Origin of the sequence: Pseudomonas sp. 10B238, assembly GCF_000970615.1 — a bacterium.
Lineage (GTDB): Bacteria > Pseudomonadota > Gammaproteobacteria > Pseudomonadales > Pseudomonadaceae > Stutzerimonas.
Genome location: NZ_KQ033927.1, coordinates 248,291 through 269,548 on the forward strand (window position 1 = coordinate 248,291; position 21,258 = coordinate 269,548).

15 protein-coding genes are annotated in these 21,258 nt (G+C 60.2%); 9 read left to right on the top strand and 6 right to left on the bottom strand.

Annotated elements, in window-relative coordinates; all coding sequences use genetic code 11:
• Nucleotides 1-182 precede the first annotated feature (182 nt).
• From RT21_RS01100 to RT21_RS01115, 4 genes are all read left to right on the top strand, one after another.
• Nucleotides 183-2,783 carry an outer membrane beta-barrel protein gene (locus RT21_RS01100; RefSeq protein WP_046161238.1) on the top strand — a complete coding sequence of 867 codons (2,601 nt, stop codon included), beginning with the start codon at nucleotides 183-185 and terminating at the stop codon, nucleotides 2,781-2,783.
• Between the two features lie 110 nt (nucleotides 2,784-2,893).
• The gene (locus tag RT21_RS22960; protein ID WP_052724706.1) at nucleotides 2,894-4,099 is read left to right on the top strand and encodes a hypothetical protein; all 1,206 of its coding nucleotides are present in this window, start codon (nucleotides 2,894-2,896) and stop codon (nucleotides 4,097-4,099) included.
• Nucleotides 4,100-4,151: 52 nt separating this feature from the next.
• Nucleotides 4,152-4,508, top strand: coding sequence for a hypothetical protein (locus RT21_RS01110; RefSeq protein ID WP_046161239.1), 357 nt, complete (start codon nucleotides 4,152-4,154; stop codon nucleotides 4,506-4,508).
• Between the two features lie 35 nt (nucleotides 4,509-4,543).
• Nucleotides 4,544-4,891, top strand: a complete 348-nt coding sequence (locus RT21_RS01115; RefSeq protein ID WP_046161240.1) for a hypothetical protein — start codon at nucleotides 4,544-4,546, stop codon at nucleotides 4,889-4,891.
• 443 nt (nucleotides 4,892-5,334) lie between these two features.
• On the opposite strand, the gene RT21_RS24005 is transcribed toward RT21_RS01115, so the two are convergent.
• The gene (locus RT21_RS24005) at nucleotides 5,335-5,640 is read right to left on the bottom strand and encodes a PIN domain-containing protein (protein WP_234463634.1); all 306 of its coding nucleotides are present in this window, start codon (nucleotides 5,638-5,640) and stop codon (nucleotides 5,335-5,337) included.
• A gap of 250 nt (nucleotides 5,641-5,890) precedes the next feature.
• On the opposite strand from RT21_RS24005, the gene RT21_RS24010 reads away from it, so the two are divergent.
• On the top strand, nucleotides 5,891-6,217 hold the full coding sequence (locus tag RT21_RS24010) for a hypothetical protein (protein ID WP_082082081.1): 327 nt from the start codon (nucleotides 5,891-5,893) through the stop codon (nucleotides 6,215-6,217).
• A 749-nt stretch (nucleotides 6,218-6,966) separates the two neighbouring features.
• On the opposite strand, the gene RT21_RS01125 is transcribed toward RT21_RS24010, so the two are convergent.
• The 4 genes from RT21_RS01125 to RT21_RS01140 form a co-directional block, all read right to left on the bottom strand.
• Nucleotides 6,967-7,932, bottom strand: coding sequence for an XdhC family protein (locus RT21_RS01125; protein WP_046161242.1), 966 nt, complete (start codon nucleotides 7,930-7,932; stop codon nucleotides 6,967-6,969).
• A gap of 225 nt (nucleotides 7,933-8,157) precedes the next feature.
• Nucleotides 8,158-8,850, bottom strand: a complete 693-nt coding sequence (locus RT21_RS01130) for an RES family NAD+ phosphorylase (protein ID WP_046161243.1) — start codon at nucleotides 8,848-8,850, stop codon at nucleotides 8,158-8,160.
• Entirely contained in the window at nucleotides 8,844-9,248 is a 405-nt protein-coding gene (locus RT21_RS01135) for an antitoxin Xre-like helix-turn-helix domain-containing protein (RefSeq protein WP_046161244.1), read from the bottom strand. The genes RT21_RS01130 and RT21_RS01135 overlap by 7 nt, the downstream gene beginning before the upstream one ends.
• A gap of 110 nt (nucleotides 9,249-9,358) precedes the next feature.
• Complete coding sequence (locus tag RT21_RS01140) at nucleotides 9,359-10,825, bottom strand: lipid II flippase MurJ (protein ID WP_046161245.1); 1,467 nt, start codon at nucleotides 10,823-10,825, stop codon at nucleotides 9,359-9,361.
• A gap of 271 nt (nucleotides 10,826-11,096) precedes the next feature.
• On the opposite strand from RT21_RS01140, the gene RT21_RS01150 reads away from it, so the two are divergent.
• From RT21_RS01150 to RT21_RS01165, 4 genes are read left to right on the top strand one after another with little or no spacing between them, the layout of a single operon-like run.
• The gene (locus tag RT21_RS01150; protein ID WP_046161247.1) at nucleotides 11,097-12,341 is read left to right on the top strand and encodes an MdtA/MuxA family multidrug efflux RND transporter periplasmic adaptor subunit; all 1,245 of its coding nucleotides are present in this window, start codon (nucleotides 11,097-11,099) and stop codon (nucleotides 12,339-12,341) included.
• The gene (locus RT21_RS01155; protein WP_046161248.1) at nucleotides 12,338-15,418 is read left to right on the top strand and encodes an MdtB/MuxB family multidrug efflux RND transporter permease subunit; all 3,081 of its coding nucleotides are present in this window, start codon (nucleotides 12,338-12,340) and stop codon (nucleotides 15,416-15,418) included. Before RT21_RS01150 ends, RT21_RS01155 begins: the two co-directional genes overlap by 4 nt.
• Nucleotides 15,419-15,446: 28 nt before the next feature.
• Nucleotides 15,447-18,551, top strand: coding sequence for an efflux RND transporter permease subunit (locus RT21_RS01160; protein ID WP_046161249.1), 3,105 nt, complete (start codon nucleotides 15,447-15,449; stop codon nucleotides 18,549-18,551).
• Nucleotides 18,548-20,023: an efflux transporter outer membrane subunit gene (locus RT21_RS01165; RefSeq protein WP_046161250.1), complete on the top strand. Its 1,476-nt coding sequence runs from the start codon at nucleotides 18,548-18,550 to the stop codon at nucleotides 20,021-20,023. Before RT21_RS01160 ends, RT21_RS01165 begins: the two co-directional genes overlap by 4 nt.
• Before the next feature lie 143 nt (nucleotides 20,024-20,166).
• Here RT21_RS01165 and RT21_RS01170 read toward each other — a convergent pair whose 3' ends face one another.
• Nucleotides 20,167-21,159, bottom strand: coding sequence for a TRAP transporter substrate-binding protein (locus RT21_RS01170; protein ID WP_045431838.1), 993 nt, complete (start codon nucleotides 21,157-21,159; stop codon nucleotides 20,167-20,169).
• Nucleotides 21,160-21,258: the final 99 nt, after the last annotated feature.

Below are 21,258 nucleotides of genomic sequence, written 5' to 3' on the forward strand. Positions count from 1 at the left end.
CCAACAGCCAACCCAGGCATCGTGTCGGGCATGATTTATATCAATCTTATTACAGCAGTTAGGAGTACGTTGCAGATGACGGTAATCGGCATTAAGCGATGTACCAGCTCCTGTGGGGTGCCGGCGATGGTCGCTCATCGTGCGAAACCTTGTATTTGTCGTTGGATTGGGGAGCGTGATCGATGGACCGTGAACTTATACTTGCGATGGCGGTGCTCGGCTTAGGTTCGGTCACGCCAGCCAACGCGGCGCCAGAGCCGGCACCCAGTGCGGCTCCTACCAGCGCTACGCTGCAGAAGGCCGACACGCGCGAATTTCCTGGCCTGCCTATCGGCACTTTCGTCGCACTTCCTCAGGTCGTGCTTTCAGCGACCCGCGACGACAATATCTACGCCCAGCGTACCGATGAAGCCGAAGACACCATCTTCACTCTCTCACCCTCGCTTGTGCTGCAATCGGATTGGGAACGGCACGAACTGAGCGTCGATCTCGGCGCCGACCTCGATCGCTATCAGGACGCGGACTCCGAAGACGTGGAGGACTTCTGGCTGGGCCTCGACGGCACCCGCGAGTTGACCGAGCAAACGAAAGTATTCGGCGGCGTACGCCACACCCGCGATCATGAAGATCGCTATGTCCCCGGCTCTGCCGGGCCGGAGCTGCAACGCGAGCCCACCCGCTATGAGCACGATGAAGCATACCTGGGGGGAGCCAGCGAGATCGGCCGCCTGCGTCTACGCGCTGGCGGCACCTACGACAGCTACGACTACTACAACGCTCGCACCCTCGCCGGCGATCGCATCGACAATGCCGATCGCAAGCACAACCTGAGTTCGCTAGGGCTGCGGGCCGGCTATGTGCTGACGCCGAACCACGAGCCGTTTATCCAGTACGCCACCGATCGTCGGCGCTACGACAATGACATCAACGGAACGACGTTTAACCGTGACTCGGATGGCAATCGGGCGGCGGTCGGTTTGCGCGTAACCTATCCGCAGCAGCGCTTCGCCGGGGAAGTATTCGCCGGCATGCTGAGACAGCGCTTCGACTACTCGACCTTCTCGGACATCCACAAACCCTACTTCGGCGCATTAGCAAGTTGGAGGCCGACACCCACCACCCTCGTCACCGGGTTCATCGACCGCTCGCTGAAGGAAACCACCGTCAGTGATGACGGTGCGTACGCCGCGGCAGCGCTGGATACCGCGTATGGTTTCGAAGTCGAACGGGCACTGACCAGTCGCTTGTCGGCCCTGGGCCACGCGACCTACACCGACAGCGAGTATCAGAGCTACGAGCGACAGGACAAGATTATCGATGCTGGCGCCGGGCTGCGCTACTACGTCTCGTCTACCGTCTACGTCGGCGGCGACGTGCGCGTCATCGACCGCAACTCAGACGACTTGGAAGGCGAGTACAGCCGCAGCCAGGTGACATTCAGCGTCGGCTACACGCCGGGACGCTCAAAGACCTATCAGTTGCCCGCGCAGGCGCTGCAACGCTCCGCTGGTGATCTGCTGCTAGCCGCTTTGCCGCTCGACCAGCTCTTCAATGGCCCCTACGCTGGAGCCGCACTGAGCCACGGCCCACTGGCCAGCACGACTTCCGGTCCTCGCGGAGATGGCGGCAGCGATGTCAGCCAATTCGGTGCCTCCGGGCTCGGCGAGGCGCTGTTTATCGGCTATGGCTGGCAGCTCGACCGCTGGTATGCGGGTATCGAAGCCGATGTCGAGCAGAGCCGCGCGGACTGGTCGTTCAGCAAGGACAAGACGGACGCTCGTACCACCTCCCTCGACAAGGACGACGGCTACGGCCTGAGCCTGCGTGGCGGTTACGTGGTGGACAACGGCTCGCTGCTGTATCTGCGCGTCGGACGGGTGCGCACGCGCTTCGACTCCTACTACACGATCAACGATCAGGCGGCATTGTCAGGCGCACAGGACGATAGGCAGGACGGCTCGCGTCTGGGCATCGGCGCCGATCTCCCCGCCGGCGACCGTCTATTTCTGCGCATGGAATACGCCTACACCGATTACGACGCCTACGACGTGGATTATGTCGACGACGACGGCCGCGCCTCGGAACGCTTCGCCAACGAGGAAGGCCAGTTCCGACTCGGCGTCGGCTGGCGCTTTGCCGCGGCACCATCGCCAGTCCCGCTACAGCCGGCCGTGCAGGGCTTCTATGTCGGCGCCCACGCCGGTCACGGCGGTCTTGACTCGCATCTCGATGGGTATCACTCCGAGGATGGAGCACCACCGCTGTCGCAGGCCTACACCGGCGACTTCAGCGGCATGGGCGGAATCTACGGTGCCTTCGTCGGCTACGGCCGCAGTTTCGCCCGCTGGTACGTTGGCCTCGAAGCTGAAGTCGATACAGGCAGGACCGATTGGTCGCACAACCGCGAAACCAACGGCGAGGGCGGGCGCGACTTTTCCGTTGAGAAGAAAAGCGATTACGGCCTTGCGCTGCGCCTGGGCTACAGCCTACCCAACGGCACCCTGCTCTATGGGCGTGCCGGCCCGGTACGCGCTCGCTTCAACACCACCTGGGCCAAGGGCGGCAATGCGGACGCCAATATCGACCGCAGCTACAACGCCAACGGCATGCGTTACGGCATCGGCGCGGAGATCCCGCTGACCCAGCAGGCCTTCGCCCGCCTGGATTACACCCGTACCAACTACGACAGCTATGGATTCAGGACCGGGCATGGCAACCCGGACGAGATGGAGTTCGACAACCGCGAGAGCCTGTTCCGCATGGGACTCGGCTTCCGCTTTTGAGTACATCAGCCACGGCGGATGACCCGCCGTCAGGGTGAAATCGCAGTACCGGTGATTTCCTGGCGCAACTGCCCTAAAGCACCGGCCCCCGCAAGCAAAGGAGCAATGTAATGTCAAACACTCAGTTCAAACGCAACAAGTTCGGACTTGCCAGCGGGGCGTTCCTGGTCGCACTCGCGGCTCCGCTCGTGGTTGGAAGCACGCTGTCGTTGAGTTTCGTCTCATCGAGCGTTGCCGCAGAGCACAGCGGTTCCGGCAAGGGTGGCAGCGATAGCCACGGCAGCCGCGGCGGTCAGGGCGGCAAGGGTGGCGGCGGCGAAAAAGGCCAGGGCGGCTCAAGCAAGGGCGGCGGTAAGGGCACGGTGGACAAGATTTTTCGCGCCGATGCCTCGGAGGAAGAAGACAGCGACCGTCCGGAGTGGGCCGGTGTGAAAGGCGGCAAGTCTGGCGGTGGCGGCAAACCGTTCGGCGCCGGTACGAAGAAGGGCGATTTGTTCGGTGACATGTACATCCTGCTGCGCGACGTGAATGGCGTCCCGCTGGAGGATACGAATGGTGATGAGCTTGTCGTGGCGTTTCACTACGACAGCACCGGCGCGCTGGTTCCCGTGACGGATGCCGACGGCAAGCTGGTCGCCATACCCCGCAACGAAGAAGGCGATCTGCTAACTTCGGTAACGGTCGGCGATACCACATTGGATGTGGTTCCTGGTGAAATCGAACTAGGCCGTCTGAACCTCGGTCGTTCGCCGGCGAAGGTGCTCGACCAGGCACTGAACGAAGCGCTGAGCAAGCTGACTGCCGATGGCGCGGTGATCGCCATTGATTCAAGCGGTCGGCTGACGGTCGATGGCACCACCATCGACTCGCCGCGGGAGAACCTAGCGCTATACGACCAGTACATGGCAAGCGGCACGATACCGGGCGTGACCCTGCCTGCAGGTTTCGACCCCGCTGCATTGCTCGCCGCCGCGGGGGATAAGACCGGTACCATCGGCGTCGATACGCTGGTCTACATGAACTCGATCCTCGGCATCAATTCCGGTACGACCTATTACGATTTCTCTGACTACCAGTACGACCGTACCGCAACCTGGGCCGATGCCACCGCCACTGTGCTAGTGCTAGATGCAGGCAATCCGGACGACGCAGCCGACGATGTCTACAGACCAACTCTGGTGAACTTGTACGACGCTGTGTTTGGCGGCACCAGCTGGACCGACCCGACCACCGAAGGCGGCGCCGATGATTTCGCCGCGGCGGCCAACGACTACCTGCAGGTCATCGAGTTCGTCCACGATAACGAAGTCAGGTAAGGCATGGACCGGCTGGCCCTCGGGCCAGCCGGCTCAGCGCTGGGAGAACAATATGTGCGTTCGTTACAGATCCGTTGCGCTGACTGCAATCATGGCCTTGGCCCTGACCGGTATAAGCGGCCCGCTGGTCGCAGCCGACGACCACTCCAGTCACGACAGCAGCCACAGCTCCGGCGGCAAGGGCAAGGGACCGAAATACGGCGGTGGCCGCGACCACGGTAGCAGCCAAAGCGATCAGACCCACGAGGAAAGCAGCCACTCCGGACACACCGGCGGGCCAGGGGGCAGCAAGGCCCTGGAGGGCAAGGTGTTCGACAGTGGCCGCGGCAAGGGACCGAAGTACATGGGCGGTCAGCCCAGGGATGAAGAATCATCCCAACACTCCGACGACGAGGAGCGCGAGCATTGACGCGTCGCCGGTAATATTCAGACGAGGAGATACTCATGAAAAGCATCAAATTCGCCATCGGCCTTTCAATGGCCCTGCTATCCGGTGCAGCGTTGGCGCAGTCCGCCGGCGGCCAGGGCGCGGCCGGTAACGGCGAGCAGGTCTTCGGCTCGCAGATCATGACCCAGCAAGAACGCCTGGAATACCGCAACCGCATGCGCCAAGCCACCACTCAACAAGAGCGCGAGCAGATTCGTGTCCAGCACCATGAACAGATGCGCGAGCGAGCCAAAGAACGAGGTGTGACGTTGCCGGAAGATCCACCCGCGCGCGGCATGGGCGGCGGTATGGGCAGCGGGGCAGGCGGTGGTATGGGCGGCGGTATGGGCAAAGGGGTACGCTGAATCGACCCACCGAAGTCGGCGCGCTGAGCCGCGTACGGGCTTTACTACGGACGGGGCACGGGTTGTAGTTTCACCGCGCTACCGCCCGTGCTCGCAAAGCGACGCCCAATCGCAGCTTAAAGTAAAGTCAGCACTGATCTAAAACAGCTCTTTTAGCGTCTGCTCTTGGCCGATTCCTGGCGGTAATGGCCAAGAACCATTGGGTCAGTGGCGAAGGCAGCTATGACGCAATGGTCACTAACCCTTACGCCGCATCCGTAGGCGGAGATGCCCGATCATCTCTAAGAAGCTGGCGAGGCCCAGCTACAGGGCTACGCATGATCGCTGCACGGGGACAAGGGAGTCGACGTTTTGGTGAAGTTATGGCCTATAAGTATCTCAACATTGTTTGTGACTCACGGGCTACCAAACGGGTGAGTCAGTGCTTTTCTGTAGCTCGAGGGTTACTTGATTTTCGCCCGCGTCGCGGAAATGATGAGTTTCACGCGTGCGGCTGAAAGCGCTTGCCCGATCAGCATTCGATCAAATGGATCTTTGTGTATGGGCGGAAGGGCGGCCGCTGCGATGCAATGTTGCCCTGTCATTGGCAACTCCCGGTAGTCGGCGTCCAGCAGTGCTCTGACGCGGCTCGGCACGAGCCCACAGGAGATATCTTTAGAAGCTTTATCTAGCTGACGCCAATTCCACGAAGCACTGGCGAAAAGACGCACCTTGAAATCCGATATCAGCGGATCGGTTTTTAAAGCCAACAGAACTTAAGCTTTCTTTAGAGGTGGTTGGTCATTCGTATCGGATGGTACTCGTGAATCCAAGGAACGACACAGTTAGCTGATCCCGTTCGCCAGCACCTAGGAGTAGCTTGACGATGATGCTCACTTGGAACCTTGCTTGCGGCACGTTTGAATAGCCGGATCCGAGCGGCGGCCTCAGCCAAAAAAATCCGATTAGTAAAAGATGACCATGTAGAATCCCGCGCCCCAAAAAGCAGGAGACAACACATTGGCCATTCATCACTCCGGGTCCGAAGGAACTGTGGCATGCGGACGCATCGGATCGAACCTAACCAGTACTCACGATTCAACCAAGGTTTCATGCAAACTTTGTCTTCGCACCCTTGAAAGAAGCGCCAGTGAACCTGTGCGCAAAAGCCCAAGCCTCGCCGAACTCAGGGCCGCTGCAAAGAGCGCGAAGCATGCTAAAGCGATCGCCGAGCACGTAACGCCAACGCCATCGATATCGCCCCGTGCCGAATGGCACCAACGACTGGCGCAGTTACCGGGTCGAAATCGTCTTCCCCGCGGCGCCGCTCGCCAAGTCTATATCTAACTGAACAAGACGGCGGCTTCGGTCGCCGCTCACCTATAACTGAAGGCATCGCTAGGACAGCGCAACGCATTGTCCTGATGCGGGGTTTGCAAACGGTCGGGCACCTTGTCTAAAGCTGTAGCCAAGATGAATTGCGGTTTGCTCGCAAACCCGCCAGGCCCCACGCAATGGCCAAAAAAAAACCGCGCCAGGAAGCGCGGGGAAGCAATGGTCGGTTCTGGAGAGAGGCTGAACATTGCAAGAGCCATGATAGGCCAGCGCAACGCCAAGCGACCAAATAACAAGGGTGAGCGAGTTCTCAATTGGGAGCCGCGATGCCTCCTGTGCAAGCGAAAATTGTTGCCGATCGGTTTCTGCCCTCATCTTGGGGGGAAGTTTTCACGGCTACATCTTGCAAATCATAGGACTATTACAAGCCGTCGCATATAGAACGGCAAATTTGATTTGTCTAGTGAATTGGCGACGAATCTGTCTTAAAAAATGGTTGACAAGAAATTGTTATGCACATTGAGGCCTCGCTGTAGCATTTGTCATATCAAGCCGTTTCGTTTGTTTCGGGTAAATATCTTAAGTCTTTGAATCTAAAGAACTAAAAAGTTCTGAGCAAAAACTCGTCGATCTGTTCGTAGCCCGCATCAGGCGGGCATTTGGCCGAGTAATTCAGACTATGTTCACAGTGTTATCCACAGCTTTTGTGGATAACACTCCGAACCCAAACGCGGTGGGGCTTGCAGCATTAATTTGCGCGTTTAAAGCGCTTCGCGCGTTTTGCCTCGGTAGACGCGCAGCACGTCGGCCATCACTGAAAGGGCGATCTCAGCCGGCGTCTTGCTGCCGAGGTCCAGTCCGATGGGCATGTGGATGCGCTCGATTTGTTTTTCGTCGAGCCCACCGACGCGCTGCAATCGCTCGGCCCGCTTGGCGGAGGTTTGGCGCGAACCCATGGCGCCGATATAAAACGCGGGGGTTCGTACCGCTTCCATCAGTGCGAGGTCATCAATGCGTGGATCATGGGTCAGTGCGACCACGGCGGTGGCTTCGTGACACGCTCCGGACGCAATGAATACAGATGGCAACACTGGCTGCACTTCGATGCCTTCAATCAGCGTGCCCTGCATTTCCTCGCGCGGGTCACAGGCAATCACTTCGCAGCCAAGCGCTCGGGCAAAGCTGGCGCACGCCTGTGCGACGGGGGATACCCCTGCAAGTAGAAGCCGAAGCGCGGGGCCGATGCGAATATCCACTTGTTCACCCTTAAGGCAGGTCTGCTCACCGCCGTGGTCCGGCAGTAGGTCGGCAGCGCCGGACGTCAGATCTACTCGCCGCAGCAAGCGCTGTTGGCCTAGCAGGGTCGCCTGTAGCGTGCGTAGATGGGAGTGCCATGTGGGGGTCGGTCTGTGGTGCTCCACCAGCACCTGCAGGATGCCGCCGCAGGGCAACCGTAGGCGACGCCGGTCGTCATCGGTTTCGCCGTAGCGAACGATCTGCGCGGGTGCTTGCAGTTCGCCCTGCGCCAGGCTGGCGAGGAATTCCTCCTCGACGCATCCGCCGGACAGCGAGCCCACATGAGCGCCATCGGCCCGGGCTACGAGCAGCGCACCGGGCGCTCGCGGCGCCGATCCATAAGTCGACAATACGGTGCAAAACCATACCTCATGTTCGTCCGCTACCCATTGAAGCGCCTGATCGATTACCTGCAGATCAAGGTGTTGCATATCCGTCCCTCTGGCGATTCGGCGAGACTCAGCCGCCGTTATGGATCGGACCAGCCCGAAAGGCGTTCTGCTGCAAGGAGTTTGGGGGAGCGGATTGTCGCTGAGTCTGGGGGGAGGGCGTTACGGGCAAGCGAGTGGCTTTGCTCTTTTGCTCCAGGAGCGTGAAATTACCCTGAGAGCAACTGCTTGGCCTTCACTTTTTGAGCGATGGCTAGCTGGCGATGTTCAGATAGCGCCGATTGAGCTGACACTCGAAATGCCACCGTTCCAGACCATCTCGTAATGCTCGCTTTGGATGATCGAAATCACGGGCTTTGGGGTCATCAGTGCCCAGCAGTGTTGGCCCGCCTTGCGTACGGAGTGGTAGCGCAAACCGGGTGTCCGGTTTTTTCTCAGCAGGCGCCCAAAGCGATGGCTACTCGTATAGTCCTCCGGGTCGTAGAGCGGATCGGTCATCGAAATTGACGTTGCATCGAGCATTCCGGCCTCGTTGAAGCGGCACGACAAGCCTCGAAAAACAAAGCGCTCATAGCTCAGCCCAGGCACGTTTGACCAATAGCGGTTCTGGTGATGGCGAACTTCGGCAAGCGCGGTGTCCATCGTGCTGGCCAGATAAAGTACCCCATAGCTACCGTCACTGAACCGCGATCCAGCTGGGTTCACGTGGGTAAACGGCGCAGTAGCGTATGAGCAGCCTGGTATGCCGAAGGGTATTTCAGACCGCGAGATCAGCTCCAAACGTCCAGTTTCGTTTCGGAGCCGCGGATTGGTCAGCGCTTGTAGTTGGTAGAGCGTTTCAAACTCGTCGGCATCGGCGACGTCATCGAACAAGGCGATGGGCGGAAACTTGGAGTTGACTAGCCGATAGGCCTGTCGTTGGGCATCAACCAGGTCCGGTAGCTGGCTCGGGTTCACCACTGCGCGCCTCGCAGGCTATCGATGCGACGGAACGATTCATATAAGGAAATCATGTCGCCTTGGGCCATGATTTCCAATGGGGAACGCCCGTTAAAGAATTCGTTGTGGTTGGCCATTGCCGCGAACCCGTAAACGTTTTCCGGATTGTCGAAGATCAGCCGGAGCGCGGCATGAATATTAAGAACGAAACTGATGCGTTGCATCTGGTCCGAGTCGAGGCTGACCGACCAAGAGGCGTCACCCGACTTCGCTCGGGCATGCGTGCTGCGTGAAATGCGCAGAATGTTGCAGGCTTGATCGGTGGTTGCCTGCCATCTTTCTAAGATATTTACCGCAGCCTTGAGACCGGTTGCGCATTGATCTTTCGTAAACGCCTGTGCTTGAAGAACTGCTGCCATGGCTAACATGCTCACGTTGAATCTGTAGATACAAAATTAGCATATTTTGCATCTATAGAAACAAAAGTTGGTGGCTAACTAGTCGTTCAACGGTTCTGCAGAAATAGCCGTCACGCCTTTTTCATAGACCAATAGGCTGGTTTAAATAGATCCCTCTCGCCGAGCAGCAGTACACCTATTGCGAAAGCACAGAGCACCAGCCCGATATACAGACACAACTGCAACAGCCCTTGCGGTGAGGGTAACCAGTGCAGCGCCGTCGCAACAGTAACGGCTGTGGCGATCCAGCGCCCGAGGACACCTGGAGCCAGGCCGGCCGGCGACGCGCGATAAACGTATAGCCCCATGAAAAGCGCCTGCAAGGTCACGCCGGCGGAGAACGATACTGCCAGGCCTTCGGCGCCATATGGACCGTAGAGCAGCGCATCGAGGCCGATCGTAAATGCGGAACTGACCAGCATGATCACCAGAAATAACCGTGATTGATGCTGCGCTAGGAGCGCGCGTCCCCATAGCAGCGCCAAGCCCATCGCAGGGAGACCGAGGGCATACAGAACCATCAACGAGGCCGTGGCGTCGGTTTGCGTTGCGCCGAACTGACCCCGTTCCAGTAGCACCGAGACCACCGGTTGCGGGAATGAACAGAGCACGACGGACGCCGGAACCAGGAACAGCAGCGTCGCCAGCAATCCCTTGCGGATAACAGCAGCATGGCCGCTGAGGTCGCCATCATTCCAGCTCGAGACGAAGCGGGGGAACAGCACCGAGAGCACGGACAAGGCGTAAAGCGTGAGCGGAATGGTGACGATGCGAAACGCAAACGACAGCATCGTGATGCTGCCTTCCTCCAGGTAGGAGGCGAACATCCGCTCGGCAAGAATGCAGGCTTGTTGCGCCCCAGCCGCCAGCAGCACTGGCGCGAACGCGAGACCGAAGCCACCTGCATGCCCCTTCGTCTCGACTTTGTTGCCTCCGCGCAGGTACGCGATACGCCGGTGCTGGACCAGGATCAACGCCAGCTGGGGCAGCAGCATGCCAATGAAAATCACCATGCCGGTGGGTTGGAACAGCAGGATGCCGACGATCGCGCCAGCGTTGAGCAGCACCGTCCGTGTCATCGGCAGGATGAATACCTCATCCATGTTCAGTAGTGCACCCTGGCAATACAAAACCGCCTGAACGGCGACCAGTACCGCGCCTACGCAGAATACGATCTGGCCGGCGGCAACCTGAGCGTCCGTCCAGCCGGGCGCCAGCATGTTCAGAAGCCAATAGCTTGCAATGATGGCGAGGGCACTCACGGCTGCGCCCATGAGCATGACCCGCCAATAAAGCCAGCGGCTGACGGCTTCAAACAAGGCTTCGGATTGGCTGCGCAGCTTTTGCAGGTACGGAATCATTGCGTCGCGCAGGGCGAGGCCGAGGAAATTCTCGAAAAATATCGGCAGGATCAATGCGACGAATATCAGGTCCGCTTCCCAGCTCAGTCCGAAGGACTTGGCGATGAACAGGTCGCGTAGAAAACCCAATAGAAAACTGGCGACGGTTAACGCCAGGATGACCAGTGATGCGTTCATTCCTTGATCCTGTGCAGGCCATTATCGGACGGCCTGATAAATAGCGGCATATCCCATCGTGTGCAGGTGGTCCGGTACGCCACCCTTGTCAGGCACCGAGCGAACGGTACATAGACTGAATGGCTCAAGCATGGTTCCTGGGCCGGTGCTGCGCTTTATGCGATCGGTTTTGGTTGCGACAACGCCGGATACGTAAAAATGCCGTAAATCCCCTTTGCGAGCGGAGCGCGACTGCTTATGGTTCACGCTCATTTTCAGGCGAACCCAGTTCATGTCCGAGGCAACTACTTCTTCCGCCGGCTCCGTGCGGCGTTGGCTAATCATCGGCAGCGTGGTTGTTGCGATTGCGCTGCTGCTCTGGTGGCTATGGCCAACCACGGCCGAGGCGCCGTCACAGCGAGCGGGTGGTCGGCCAGCGTTCGGTGCCTTCGGCGGCCCGACGCCGGTGCGGGTTGCCCCGGTGGAGCAAGGTCCATTCGAGGTTTATGCCAAGGCGCTCGGCACCGTCACGCCGTTGAATACAGTCAACGTGCGCAGCCGCGTGGCAGGAGAGTTGGTCGAGATTCGATTCGACGAGGGCCAGCGAGTCAAGGCCGGCGACCTGCTTGCCGTCATCGACCCTCGCGCTTATGAGGTGGCGCTGCAGCAGGCCGAAGGCACTCTCCAGCAGAACCGCGCCTTGTTGCAGAACGCGCAGGTCGATCTTGATCGCTATCGAGGCCTGTTCGCCGACGACAGCATTGCCAAGCAGACGCTCGATACGCAGCAGGCATTGGTGAATCAATACAAAGGAACACTCGCCGCCAACCAGGCCGCCGTCAACGAGGCCAAGCTGAACCTGCAGTTCACCCAAATTCGCGCGCCAATCGACGGTCGCGTCGGCCTGCGGCAGCTGGATCAAGGCAACCTTGTGGCGGCCAACGACACCACGCCATTGGTCGTCATTACCCAGACCCAACCCATGGCGATCAGTTTTACCCTGCCTGAAAGCGAGTTGCCGCCAGTCATTGCCCGGTTCCGCCGCGGTGAAGAGCTGTCCGTACAGGCCTGGGACCGTGGCGAACGCATCCTGCTCGGTGAGGGCGTACTGGAAAGCGTCGATAACCTGATTGATACGACCACTGGCACGCTGAAGATGAAGGCGCGCTTCGATAACGAGGACGAACTGCTGATACCCAACCAGTTCGTAAACGTTCGCCTGCGTGTGGAAACTTTGCCTGATGCGGTCCTGATTCCCTCGGCCGCGCTGCAATTCGGCTCGCGGGGCAATTACGCATACGTCGTCGGCGAGGACTCCAAGGTGGAGCTGCGAGTCCTTGAAGTAGGCCCAAGCAACGGCGACCAAACGGTCGTCACCAGCGGATTGAGCGTCGGCGAACGAATCGTCATGGAGGGCACCGACCGCCTGCGCGACGGCAGCGAAGTCGAAGTGGTGGATCGTCAGAAGCTCGCCGAAGAGGCGGCTGAGAATCCGAAGGTTGAGCCTCAGAGCGCCAAGGAGCGTCCAGCGCGATGAACATCTCGCGGCTGTTCATTCTTCGGCCCGTGGCAACCACCCTGACGATGATCGCGATCCTGCTGGCCGGCCTGATTGCCTACCGCATGCTGCCGGTTTCGGCGCTGCCGCAGGTGGATTATCCGACCATTCGGGTGATGACGCTGTATCCCGGCGCCAGCCCGGAAGTCATGACCAGCGCCGTGACGGCTCCGCTGGAGCGGCAGTTCGGGCAGATGCCGGGCCTGACGCAGATGTCGTCCACCAGTTCCGGGGGCGCTTCGGTGATCACCTTGCGTTTCTCGCTCGACGTTGAGCTGGATGTGGCTGAGCAGGAAGTCCAGGCCGCTATCAACGCCGGAAGCAATCTGCTGCCCAATGATCTGCCGGCACCGCCGGTGTACAACAAGGTCAACCCGGCGGACACCCCGGTCATGACGCTGGCCATCACCTCTGAAAGCCTGGCGCTGCCGGAGCTGCACGACCTGGTCGACACGCGCATGGCGCAGAAGCTTGCGCAGATCAGTGGCGTGGGCATGGTCAGCATCGCCGGAGGCCAGCGCCCTGCGGTGCGTATTCGAGTCAATCCGGAGGCGCTTGCGTCCTACGGTCTGTCGCTCGCTGACGTTCGCTCATTGGTAACCAGCTCCAACGTCAATCAACCCAAGGGTAATTTCGACGGCCCGACGCGCGTCTCGATGCTCGATGCCAACGATCAGCTGAAAACCCCGGAGGAATACGCCGAACTCATTTTGGCCTACGAGGACGGCGCGACACTCCGCTTGAAAGATGTCGCCGACATCATCGACGGCGCCGAGAACGAGCGCCTTGCGGCCTGGGCCAATCAAAGCCAGGCGGTCCTTTTGAACATCCAGCGCCAGCCCGGCGCTAACGTGATTGAAGTGGTCGAGCGCATTCAGGCGCTGCTGCCAGAGGTCACGGCGAGCATGCCGACCGGCCTGGACGTGGTGGTGCTCACTGATCGTACGCAGACGATCCGGGCTGCCATCACTGACGTCCAGCATGAATTGCTGATGGCCACGTTTCTGGTGGTAATGGTCACCTTCGTTTTCCTCAAGCGTTTGTCGGCGACCATCATTCCGTCCATTGCGGTGCCGCTGTCGCTGATCGGTACCTTTGCCGTGATGCACCTCGCCGGTTTTTCGCTGAACAACCTGACGTTGATGGCGCTGACCATTGCGACCGGGTTCGTGGTGGACGACGCTATTGTCATGCTCGAAAACATCGCTCGCCATGTGGAAGAGGGTGAGACGCCGCTGCAAGCCGCGCTCAAGGGTGCCAAGCAGATCAGCTTCACGTTGATATCGCTGACGCTCTCGCTGATTGCCGTACTGATTCCGCTGTTGTTCATGCAAGACGTGGTGGGGCGTCTGTTCCGCGAGTTCGCCATCACCCTGGCCGTCGCGATCATGATCTCGCTGGTGGTCTCGCTGACGTTGACGCCGATGATGTGTGCCAAATTGCTCAAGCCCGCCGCGGCTGAAAAATCGGCACCGGACTGGGTCGAGCGGCTGATTGGCGGTTATGCACGTTGGCTGACCTGGGTGTTGGGCCATCAGACGCTGACCTTGCTGGTCGCCGTGGCCACGCTTGGGCTTACGGTGGTGCTGTATCTGGCGGTGCCGAAGGGCTTCTTTCCGGTGCAGGACACCGGGGTGATACAGGGCATCAGTGAGGCCCCTCAATCCATCTCGTTCCGGGCCATGAGCGAGCGCCAGCAATCGCTGTCCCGCGTGATTCTCGCGGACCCCGCTGTGGCCAGCCTGTCGTCCTACATTGGCGTTGATGGCGATAACGTAACGCTTAACAGCGGGCGGATGCTGATCAACCTCAAGCCTCACGATGAACGCGATGTCACCGCCAGCCAGGTCATCGACCGGTTGCGGCCGGAGCTGGCCAAACTGCCGGGCATCGAGCTGTACATGCAGCCGGTGCAGGACCTGTCCATCGAAGATCGGGTCAGTCGCACGCAGTTCCAGTTCAGTCTGGAGTCGCCCGACGGAGACTTGCTCGAAGAATGGACCCCGCGCCTGGTTGCAGCTTTGCGCGAGCGACCGGAACTGACCGATGTCGCGAGCGACCTGCAAAGCGATGGCCTGCAAATCTTCCTGGATATCGACCGAGATGCGGCGGCGCGCCTGGGCATTCAGATCTCGGCCATCACCGATGCGTTATATGACGCATTCGGTCAGCGGCAGATTTCCACAATTTTCACTCAAGCCAGTCAGTACCGCGTGGTGCTCGAAGCGGAGGCAGGCGACCGTCTCGGCGCACAGGCGCTGGACCAGTTGTTCGTGCAGAGCGAAGGCGGCACGCCGGTCAGGTTGTCGAGCTTGGCAACGCTTGAGCAACGCAACGCGCCCCTGCTGATCAACCACATCGGCCAGTTTCCGGCGGTGACGCTGTCATTCAACCTGGCCGATGGCGTTTCGCTGGGTAAAGCGGTGGAAGTCATCGAGAGCGTCGAGGCGGAAATCGGCTTACCTGCTGGAATCCAGAGCCGTTTCCAAGGCGCTGCCGAAGCGTTCCGCGCATCGCTGTCGAGCACGCTGCTGTTGATCCTCGCGGCGGTGGTCACCATGTACATCGTGCTGGGTGTGCTCTACGAGAGCTACATCCACCCGATCACCATCCTGTCGACGCTACCCTCGGCAGCGGTCGGCGCCTTGCTGGCGTTGCTGTTGACCGGCAACGATCTGGGGTTGATCGCCATCATCGGCATCATCCTGCTGATTGGCATCGTCAAGAAGAACGCCATTATGATGATCGACTTCGCCCTTGAGGCCGAGCGCAATCAGGGGATGAGTCCGCAGGACGCGATCTATCGCGCCGCCTTGCTGCGCTTCCGACCGATCCTGATGACGACGCTGGCGGCGCTGTTCGGCGCGGTACCGCTGATGCTCGCCTCGGGCTCAGGGGCCGAATTGCGTCAGCCGCTGGGGCTGGTGCTGGTCGGCGGTCTGCTGCTCAGCCAGTTGCTGACGCTGTTTACCACGCCAGTGATTTATCTGTTTTTCGATCGGTTGGGCAGCCGGTTCGGGCGCAAATCCGCTTCAGCTCAAGAGGCGGCGCTATGAGTCTCGAGCTTTCCCTGGCCTTTAAGCCATGAACCTGTCCGCCCCTTTCATCGCGCGCCCGGTCGCCACCATGCTGCTGAGCCTGGCGATTCTATTGCTGGGTGGGGTCAGCTTCGGTCTGTTGCCGGTGTCGCCGCTGCCGAATATGGATTTTCCGGTGATTACGGTACAGGCCAGCCTGCCCGGCGCCAGCCCTGAAATCATGGCATCCAGCGTGGCGACGCCGTTGGAGCGCTCCCTTGGGAGCATCGCAGGCGTCAGCCAGATGAGCAGCCGCAGCAGTCAGGGCTCGACGCGCATCATCATCCAGTTCGATCTTGAGCGGGATATCAATGGTGCCGCCCGCGATGTTCAGGCGGCAATCAACGCTTCGCGCAATCTGCTGCCCAGCGGGATGCGCAGCATGCCGACCTACCGCAAGATCAACCCTGCACAAGCACCGATCATGGTGATGTCGCTAACCTCCGACGTGCTCAGCAAGGGGCAGCTCTACGACATCGGCTCGACAATCTTGGCGCAGAAGTTGTCGCAGGTTCCAGGCGTGGGCGAGGTGCAGGTGGGCGGGAGTTCGTTGCCTGCGGTGCGGGTCGAGCTGCAGCCTCAGCAGCTCGAGCAGTACGGCGTCTCGCTCGACGAGGTGCGCAATACCATCGCCAATGCGAATGTTCGGCGACCCAAGGGGGTGGTCGAAGACGACCATCGCCACTGGCAGGTGCAGGCCAGCGACCAACTGCATGAAGCCGCTGACTATTTGCCGCTGATCATCCGTTACCAGGACGGCGCGGCGCTGCGTCTGAGCGATGTGGCTAAGGTTAAAGACGGGGTTGAAGATCGCTACAACGACGGTTTTTTCAACAACGACCGTGCCGTACTGCTGGTGATTAATCGCCAGGCCGGCGCCAATATCATCGAAACCATCGAGGGCATTCGCAACGAGCTGCCGGCACTGCAGGCGATCGTGCCCGGCAGCGTCAACATGGCAGTGGCGATGGATCGTTCGCCGGTCATCCGTGCCACCCTCCACGAGGCCGAACGGACCTTGCTGATCGCGGTGGGCCTGGTGATCGTGCTGGTATTTCTCTTCCTTGGCCGGTTGCGTACCGCGCTGATCCCGGCGCTGGCAGTTCCGGTTTCGCTAGTTGGCACCTTTGCCGTTATGTACCTGTTCGGCTTCTCGCTCAATGTGCTGTCGCTGATGGCCTTGATCCTCGCCGCCGGGCTGGTAGTGGATGACGCTATCGTGGTTCTGGAAAACATCGCTCGGCACATCGACGAGGGGGTTCCGCCGTTGCGTGCCGCCTATATCGGTACGCGCGAGGTGGGCTTCACCCTGTTGTCGATGAACCTCTCGCTGGTGGTCGTATTCGTCTCGATCCTGTTCATGGGCGGCATTGTCGAGCGGTTGTTCCGCGAGTTCTCCATCACCTTGGCAGCGGCGATTCTGGTCTCGCTGCTGGTCTCGCTGACGTTGACGCCGATGCTCTGTGCGCGCTGGTTGAAGCCTCATCAGCCCGAGCATGACGGCCGTCTGTATCGCTGGAGCCACAAGGCCCACCAGTGGTTGTTAGGCCATTACGACAGGTCCCTAGGCTGGGCGCTGCGGCATCATCGGATCACGCTGTTTACCTTGCTGGCGACCATCGGTCTCAACGTCTTTTTGTATGTCCAGGTTCCGAAAACCTTCCTCCCGCAACAGGACACCGGCCAGCTGACCGGCTTCATTCGCGGCGACGACGGCCTGTCGTTCCAGGTCATGCAGCCGAAGATGGAGACCTACCGCAAGGCGGTGCTGGCCGATCCGGCCGTGGAAAGCGTGGCAGGCTTCATTGGCGGGCAGGGCGGCATCAACAATGCCTTCATGATTGTCCGGCTCAAGCCGCTGGATGAACGCAAGATTTCCGCGCAAAAAGTGATCGAGCGTATCCGCAAGAACCAGCCGAAGGTACCGGGTGGTCGGATGTTTCTGATGGCCGATCAGGATTTGCAATTCGGCGGCGGCCGGCAGAGCAGTTCGGCCTATTCCTACAATCTGCTGGCCAGCGATCTGGCCGATCTCCGAACCTGGGTGCCGCAAGTGACCCGAGCGTTGATGGCCTTGCCAGAGCTGACCAGCATCGACGCCAATGAAGGCGAGGGCGCACAGCAGATCAGCCTGAAGATCGACCGCGATGCCGCCAAGCGGCTCGGCATCGACATGAGCACTGTGACGACGATGCTCAACAATGCCTTCAGCCAGCGGCAGATATCTACCATCTACGAATCGCTGAACCAGTACCGAGTAGTGATGGAGATCGATCCAAGCTACGCCCAACATCCCGAGGTGCTGGAGCAGATTCAGGTGATCACCAGCGATGGACGGCGTGTTCCGCTAGCTGCATTCGCACGTTACGAGCGGAGCCTGGAAGAGGACAGCGTCAGTCACGACGGGCAGTTCGCCGCCGAGAACATCGATTTCGACCTGGCGCCCGGCGTCAGCCTGGACCAGGCGACGCGGGCGATCGAGCGTGCCGTCGCAGCGATCGGTCTACCGAGCGAGGTTCAGGGGCGCCTCGGCGGTACGGGTGACGTCTTCCAGTCTACGCAGGACAGCCAGCCATTGATGATTCTGGGCGCGTTGCTGCTCGTCTATATCGTGCTGGGTGTCCTGTACGAGAGTTACATCCACCCGCTGACGATCCTGTCCACACTGCCTTCAGCCGGTGTCGGCGCGTTGCTGGCCATTATTCTGACGGGCGAAGAGTTCAGCCTGATCTCGCTGCTCGGGCTGTTTCTGCTCATCGGAGTGGTGAAAAAGAACGCGATTTTGATGATCGACTTGGCGCTGCAATTCGAGCGTAACGATCATCTGGCGCCGGACGAGTCGATTCGCCGGGCTTGCCTGTTGCGTTTTCGGCCGATCCTGATGACCACTATGGCGGCGATCCTTGGCGCATTGCCGTTGCTGCTCGGGGGGGCGGAGGGGGCAGAAATGCGCCAGCCGTTGGGCCTGACCATCATTGGTGGCCTGATCCTCAGCCAGATCCTAACGCTCTACACCACGCCGGTGGTCTACCTCTATCTGGACCGCGCGCGCCACCGTTTCAACCGCTGGCGCGGTGTACGCACCGATGCCGCCCTGGAAAGTCCGCTATGAGTTCGTTGTCCCTGAAAAACGCCCTACGCCCGCTGGCCATCGTCGTCATGACTTTTTCTCTAGGTGCCTGCACCTTGGGTCCTGACTACCAGCGCCCCGAGCTGCCAATGGCCGCGGAATTCAAGCGGGCCGAAGGTTGGAAGGTCGCCAACCCGGCCGACGTGCTGGAGCGCGGCAGTTGGTGGCGGCTATACGGTGATGCGAAGTTGGATGCATTGGTCGAACGGCTGAACGTGTCCAACCAGAACCTGGCGGCGGCCGAAGCGCAGTACCGCCAGGCGCGCGCGCTGGTGCGGGGGGCTCGCTCTCAGTTGTTCCCGACAGTGGGGGGCAGCGCCGGCGCGACGCGTGCCGGGCAGGGCAGTTCGACCAGCTCAGCCGCACAGAGCGCAAGCGGCTTCAGCGGCATCAGCGAGAGTTACAGCGTGGGGCTCGACGCGGCCTGGGAGCTGGACATCTGGGGCCGTCTGCGGCGCAACCTTGAAGCCAATCGAGCCAATATGCAGGCCACAGCAGCCGATCTCGCTGCTGTGCGGCTGAGCCTGCAATCCGAACTGGTCCAGACCTATTTGCAGTTGCGCGTGATGGACGAACAGCAGCGGCTACTGAACCAGACGGTCGAAGCCTTTGCGCGATCATTGCGCCTCACTGAAAACCAGTATCGTGCGGGCATCGTGCCGAAGTCGGATGTGACCCAGGCGCTGACTCAGCTCAGAAGCACGGAGGCTCAGGCCATCGACCTGCAATGGCAACGGGCCCAGATGGAGCACGCTATTGCGGTGCTGATTGGGGTACCCCCTTCGGAGCTGGACATCGAGGAACGTGATGAAATCCCCGATTTGCCAGCAGTGCCGCTGGCCCTGCCTTCGCAATTGCTCGAACGCCGCCCGGATATCGCGTCGGCTGAACGGCAAGTGATTGCGGCAAACGCGCAAATTGGCGTGGCCGAAGCCGCCTGGTATCCGGACCTGACACTGAGCGCGAGCGGTGGCTATCGAAACAGCAGCTTTAGCGATCTGATCAGTCTACCCAACCGCTTCTGGTCATTAGGCCCGCAGCTGGCCGCCACACTGCTTGATTTCGGTGGCCGGCGTGCCGACCTCGAAGCGGCAGAGACCAACTATGACCTGACAGTGGCCAATTACCGTCAGACCGTGCTCGACAGCTTCCGTGAGGTTGAGGACAACCTGGTGCAATTGCGCGTCCTCGCCGCTGAAGCGGTGGTTCAACGGCAAGCGCTGGAAGCCGCCCAGGAATCGTTACGTCTGATCCAGAACCAGTACCGCGCCGGTACAGTCGACTTCCTCAGCGTCGCCACCGTGCAAACCAGCGCCCTGAACAACGAACGCACCTACCTGACCCTGCTGGGCGATCAACTCGCTGCCAGCGTTCAACTGATCGCAGCGTTGGGCGGCGGTTGGGAGGAAGCGCAGCTGGATTTCGAACCGCTGCTAGAGACGCCTGAGCGCTGATAACCCAACGGCGCCAACGTGCGGGCCCAAATAACATTCGTGGCTGCTGGAGTGTGCGCTGCGTATGGGGGGCGGTAATCTCGCCGAGCGGCGTTGGGGAAACCGCGGCGTTGCTGCCGCGGTTGGAAGGTGAGGCGGGGAGGTCAGTCGCGCTGCTTGCGGTTAACCGTTTGTGCTGCCTTGATGATATCGGCGCCGATCACCGGTTCGAATTCCTGCCACACCGGTCGCATGGCTTCACGCCACGCTTCGCGTTGTTCCGGTGTCAGCTCGATGATCTCGGACGTGCCCGCCTTGCGGATACGCTCGCGGTCGGCCTGGTTGGCTTCTTCCGCGGCGCGGTTAACCTCGAAGGTGACCTCGTCGATAATGCCTTCTAACTCGGTGCGCACCTGGTGCGGTATGCCGAACCAGAACCGCGTATTGCTCACCAGCATGTAGTCGAGCACGCCATGGTTGGATTCGGTGATGTAAGGCTGCACCGTGTGCATCTTCTTGCTGTAGATGTTCGACCAGGGGTTTTCCGCGCCCTGGACGGTCCCGTTCTGCAGCGAGGCGTAGACCTCGGCGAAGGGGAGCTTCTTGGTCGAAGCTCCCACCTGTGCGAATTGCGACTCCAGAACGGCGGAGGGCTGGATACGGAAAGCCAGACCCATTGCATCGCTTGGCAGGCGCAGCGCCTTTGTTGCCGAGAGCTGCTTCATGCCGTTGTGCCAGTAAGCCAGACCGGTGATGTTCTCCTTCTCCATCGAGCGCAGTAATTGGCGTCCCTTGGCGCGCTTCTGGAAACGATTGACGGCCTCCAGGTCATCGAACAGGAAAGGCAGGTCGAATACTTGAACCTGCTTGGTGTACTTCTCGAACTTCGCTAACGAAGGCGCTAGCAGCTGCACCTCGTCGTTGGCCAGCGCCTCAAGCTCGTTGGCATCGCCGAACAACGTCGAGTTGGGGTAGACCTCGACGCTTACCTGGCCGGGCAGACGCTCTTCAACCAGTTTCTTGAACAGCAGGGCACCCTTGCCTTTCGGGGTGTCTTCAGCGACGACGTGCGAGAATTTGATGACGATCGGCTCAGCTTCGACCGCGGTCGCGGTCAACGCCAGCACCAGGCCGGCGAGGGTGATGATCGGCTTGATCATGAAAAGGCTCTTTGTTTTTGGTGGGTTGGCATGACATCCGAGACGCAGATGTTATTGAGCTTCAACGAAGCCTTATGCCAAATAAGCCGCACCGTA

Excerpts from the sequence above, each read along its gene's own strand:
- RT21_RS01100 (WP_046161238.1), top strand. The coding sequence starts at position 183 with ATGGACCGTGAACTTATACTTGCGATGGCGGTGCTCGGCTTAGGTTCG.
- RT21_RS22960 (WP_052724706.1), top strand. The coding sequence starts at position 2,894 with ATGTCAAACACTCAGTTCAAACGCAACAAGTTCGGACTTGCCAGCGGG.
- RT21_RS01110 (WP_046161239.1), top strand. The coding sequence starts at position 4,152 with ATGTGCGTTCGTTACAGATCCGTTGCGCTGACTGCAATCATGGCCTTG.
- RT21_RS01115 (WP_046161240.1), top strand. The coding sequence starts at position 4,544 with ATGAAAAGCATCAAATTCGCCATCGGCCTTTCAATGGCCCTGCTATCC.
- RT21_RS01125 (WP_046161242.1), bottom strand. The coding sequence starts at position 7,932 with ATGCAACACCTTGATCTGCAGGTAATCGATCAGGCGCTTCAATGGGTA.
- RT21_RS01135 (WP_046161244.1), bottom strand. The coding sequence starts at position 9,248 with ATGGCAGCAGTTCTTCAAGCACAGGCGTTTACGAAAGATCAATGCGCA.
- RT21_RS01140 (WP_046161245.1), bottom strand. The coding sequence starts at position 10,825 with ATGAACGCATCACTGGTCATCCTGGCGTTAACCGTCGCCAGTTTTCTA.
- RT21_RS01150 (WP_046161247.1), top strand. The coding sequence starts at position 11,097 with ATGTCCGAGGCAACTACTTCTTCCGCCGGCTCCGTGCGGCGTTGGCTA.
- RT21_RS01155 (WP_046161248.1), top strand. The coding sequence starts at position 12,338 with ATGAACATCTCGCGGCTGTTCATTCTTCGGCCCGTGGCAACCACCCTG.
- RT21_RS01160 (WP_046161249.1), top strand. The coding sequence starts at position 15,447 with ATGAACCTGTCCGCCCCTTTCATCGCGCGCCCGGTCGCCACCATGCTG.
- RT21_RS01165 (WP_046161250.1), top strand. The coding sequence starts at position 18,548 with ATGAGTTCGTTGTCCCTGAAAAACGCCCTACGCCCGCTGGCCATCGTC.